Source organism: Streptomyces mesophilus (assembly GCF_011044995.1).
Lineage (GTDB): Bacteria > Actinomycetota > Actinomycetes > Streptomycetales > Streptomycetaceae > Streptomyces > Streptomyces mesophilus.
Genome location: NZ_JAAKZW010000388.1, coordinates 1 through 4,053, shown reverse-complemented (window position 1 = coordinate 4,053; position 4,053 = coordinate 1). Strand labels below are relative to the sequence as shown.

The following is a 4,053-nucleotide window of genomic DNA, read 5'->3' as shown; positions in this document are numbered from 1 at the left end:
GTCGGGGGACCGATTGTCGGGTGGCGTGGGTGATTTGTGGGGTATTGCGCCGACAATTGGTCCCCCGGTGAGGGGTGAGTGGGGGTGGGGGGTGAGGTGGGATACGTAGATCCCCAGCCCACGACTGCCCGCACTCGAGCCCACCCCGCAGCCGAACCCGCCTTTCTCACCGCTCCAACTCGACCCGCCCCACCGCCGGCCGCTTGCGCCACAGCCCCAGGCCCACGTCCACCAGGCCCACCCGGGGCAGTCCGGCGACCGTGTCCAGCGGGTGCCAGGCCGCCATGTCGGTTGAGCCGTCCGTCTCGTGGCGCAGGTCGCCCCCGGTGATCTCCCCCTCGTACACCAGACGCAGCCCGTGGAAGTCCGCGAACGAGCCGAGCTTGCGCGGGTAGCGGCGGCGGATGGAATCCACGCCGAGCAGCGTGACGGGCCGCACCGCGTACCCCGTCTCCTCCTCGGCCTCGCGGATCACCGTGTCGTACGGGTCCTCGCCGTGCTCCATCCCGCCGCCCGGCAGCGTCCACCGCTTGCTGCCGTCCCCGGCCACCCAGCGGGCGAGCAAAAGCTGTCCGTCGCGTACGCAGACGGCGTAGGCCGCCACCCTCAGCTCTTTGTGCACCCTGCACACGTTAAGGGCTGGACACCTTCCGGCAGACCTCCGTTCTCCAAACGCTCCCCGGCCCCCAACCCGCGGACTACACGCCCCCAACCCGCGCCCCACAGGCGGCGCGCCCGCGGCCTACCCCGCCAGATGAACACAGCGTGACCGCCTCCGGTCGAGTCGACGAGCCCGCCATGAGCCACGGATGACGCCCGCACCGGTCCGTGATCCACGTACGGAGATCGGCCCGCGACGTTGCGGTCTCGTTTACGCGCAGGTCATCCCCGCTGCCAACGATCCAGTACGAGCGGGGAGTTCGACGGGCAGCCGGTCGGGCCCCCCCGCGAACCGCGTTCGGACCCGGGGAGACGCGCCATGCCGCGCACACGCTCTGTCGCCACCGCCCTCGACCGCCGTTCCTTCCTCGCCGCGGCGGGCGCCGTCTCCGCCTCGACCGGCATCGCGCTCGCCATCGGCCTCGACGGCGGCGGCCACGAAGCACAGGCCGCCCGGCCCGCACAGCCGCTCGACCGGCTCAGCAACCGCCCCGCGCCGGCACCGCCCCTCGCCCCGTACAAGCGCGGCACCACGCTCAGCACGGTCGCCGCCCCGGGCTCGGGCCACGGCTACCGGCGGCTCGGCAGCGGGCCCGCCTGGCCGCGCGTCACCCGCGGCGAGATGGCCGGCGCCAAGAAGGGGCGCGACGCCCGCCGCCGGGCGCTCGCCGCGTTCGTGCAGTTCACCGATCTGCACATCGTCGACACCCAGCACCCCAACCGCTACGAGTTCCTGCGCGCCGAGACCGCGAGCGCCTGGCGCCCCCAGGAGGCCCTCTCCGTACAGGGCGCGGTATCGCTGGTGGAGCGCGTCAACGCCCTCAGGGGCGCGCCCGCCACCGGCGCGCCCCTGAGCTTCGTCATGACCACCGGCGACAACACCGACAACAACGCGCGCTGCGAACTCGACTGGTTCCTCAAGGCGTTGAGCGGCGGCACGATCGTCCCCAACTCCGGTGACCCGCGCCGCTACGAGGGCGTCCAGGACAGCGGACTGCCGCTCTACTGGCACCCCGACGCCGATCTGCGGGACGCCGACAAGAAGGCCGGCTTCCCCCGTATCGACGGCTTCCTCGACGCGGCGATCGGCGCGGTCCGCAGCCCCGGTCTCAACGTCCCCTGGTACTCCACGGTCGGCAACCACGACTCCCTGCCCGGCGGTTGCTTCGCGGGCGACGGCTGGTTCCACGAGTTCGCCGTCGGCGACCGCAAGCTGATGGAGCTCGATCCGTCCGAGGGCGCCCGCTTCTGGAAGGCGATACGGGCCGGGGACGACCCCAAGGGCACGTACTTCAAGGACCTGATCCGCACCCACCGCGGCAAGCTGCGACAGACCACCCCGGACTCCGCCCGCGCCCCCTTCACCCGCGCCGAGTACCTCAAGGCGCACCTCGACCCCGTCCACGAGGGGCCGGGCCCCCTCGGCCACGGTTACACGCAGGCCAACCTCGCCTCGGCGACCCAGTACTACACCTTCGACATCGCCGACGACGTCCTGGGCATCAGCCTCGACACCACCAACTCCGGTGGCCACTACGAGGGTTCGCTCGGCACCGAGCAGTGGAACTGGCTGGAGCGCACCCTGAAGCAGGTGGCGAAGGACGGCCGCTACGCGATCGCCTTCAGCCACCACACGAGCACGTCCATGCGCAACACCCGCCCCGACCCGGCCCGCCCGCGCGAGGCACGGCACGGCGGGCAGGAGCTCGTCGGGCTCCTCAAGCGCCACCCTCGGGTCCTGGCCTGGGTGAACGGACACAGCCACCGGAACAGGATCCGTCCGCGCGGCACGTTCTGGGAGATCACCACGGCCTCCCACATCGACTATCCGCAGCTGGCCCGGGTGATCGAGATCGTCGACAACAAGGACGGCACGCTCTCCCTGTTCACCACGCTCATCGAGTCATCGGCGCCGCACCGCACCACCTTCGAGGACCTCACCCAGACAGGCCTCGCGTCCCTCTACCGCGAGCTGTCGTTCAACTCTCCTGGCCGCAACCCGGAGTTGCTCGGCGAGGCGTACGACCGCAACACGGAGCTGGTGCTGCCCAAGCGCTGAACCGGACCTCGCGGGCCCCCGGGCATGCCGCACCGGACCTCCGCACGCCCCCGGACATGCGGAGGGGGCGGATCCACCCCCGGGATCCGCCCCCTCCGCTCCCCTCCTCGGCCGCCCTCCTCAGCGCGGCAGCACCACCACGTACGCCGCAGGCTCCCGGTCGGTCGACGCCATCAGTGCCGTACGGACCACCGTGGCCTGCTGCTCCAGGAAATCCCTGAGCTTGCGCGGCGTGATGTGCACGACGGTGATCCCGAGCCGCTCCAAGTGCTCGCGTTTGCGGGCGTATTCGGACCAGAGCGCGTCGTCGTCCTGGCGCGGAGCCCGCGTGTCCAGCTCGACGGCCACCGCCTGATCGGGCCAGTACGCGTCCACGCCCCCCAGGTGCGGACCGCCCGGCAGCCGCAGGTCCACGTTCCACAGCGGGTCCGGCAGGCCGAACTCGGCCACCATCCGGAACAACCGGTCCTCGGCGATCGCCCGCCCCTCCGCGAGCAGCGAGTCCACGGCGTCGACGACGTGCGGCCGGCTGAGCAGCCGGGCGTGGTTCAACTCCCGTACGATCGCGGCCGGTTCGCAGTGCCCGCCCCGCACCGCTTCCATCAGCAGCCGCCGTACGGCGCCCGCGTCGTCGAGCTGACCGACCGCGTCGGCCAGCGCACGCGGCACGGGGGCCACCGGCAGACCTGTCACGTCCTGAGGCTGCGGCATCGCGTGCGTCCGTGCGACCCGCGCGAAGCCCACGGACCGCAGCCGCCGCGTCCGGGGCACCAGGACATCGATGCGGTCGAGCGAGAGCAGCGGGGGAGCGGCCGAGAATCCGTGCAGCGTCAGGGCGGCGAGTCCGGTGATCGCCACGTCCTCGTACGCGAACGAGGTGCTGTGGGCCGGGACTTCGGACTTCCTCCGGTACGAGGAGGGGTGGGCGGCCATGGACCGCCGCTCGTCCGCCGAGCGCTCGACGGGCGGCCGGGCCGCGGGCGGCAGGGAGGCCGCGGCGGCGGATTCCGCGGACTGCCGCGGCATCTTCAGCGTGCCGGTCTGTGCCGGGATGGCGGTGAGCCCGGGCGCGACGCCGGTCACGCCCGCGGTGGCACCGGCGACCGTGCCGGTGCCGGGGGGCCGCCCCGCGTACAGGAGCACGGCGTGCAGCCGCTCCTCGCTGGTCGGCGGCCCGGGGTGGAGCAGAAACACGCCGGGCAGCACCTGCTGCCACGGACCGCCGGGCCGGCACTGGGCGTTGGTCTCGGCGGCGGACACTCCGTGGCTGCGCAACTGGGCGGCGGTCAGGACGCGCCGCGCGCCGTCGGAGAGGTGGTGCAGGGGGCGGGGGG

At 72.8% G+C, this 4,053-nt stretch carries 3 protein-coding genes; 1 reads left to right on the top strand and 2 read right to left on the bottom strand.

All coding sequences use genetic code 11. The features are described 5' to 3' along the window. Nucleotides 1-166: 166 nt before the first annotated feature. Nucleotides 167-622, bottom strand: coding sequence for an NUDIX hydrolase (locus G6045_RS39650; RefSeq protein WP_165337097.1), 456 nt, complete (start codon nt 620-622; stop codon nt 167-169). Between the two features lie 357 nt (nt 623-979). Here G6045_RS39650 and G6045_RS39645 point away from each other — a divergent pair, with 357 nt between their 5' ends. Next, a complete protein-coding gene (locus G6045_RS39645; RefSeq protein ID WP_165337096.1) occupies nt 980-2,719 on the top strand; it encodes a TIGR03767 family metallophosphoesterase in 1,740 nt (579 codons plus the stop codon). Between the two features lie 120 nt (nt 2,720-2,839). On the opposite strand, the gene G6045_RS41830 is transcribed toward G6045_RS39645, so the two are convergent. Then, the coding region (locus tag G6045_RS41830) for a hypothetical protein (protein WP_235968599.1) at nt 2,840-4,053 on the bottom strand (1,214 nt) is incomplete at its 5' end.

Excerpts from the sequence above, each read along its gene's own strand:
- G6045_RS39645 (WP_165337096.1), top strand. The coding sequence starts at position 980 with ATGCCGCGCACACGCTCTGTCGCCACCGCCCTCGACCGCCGTTCCTTC.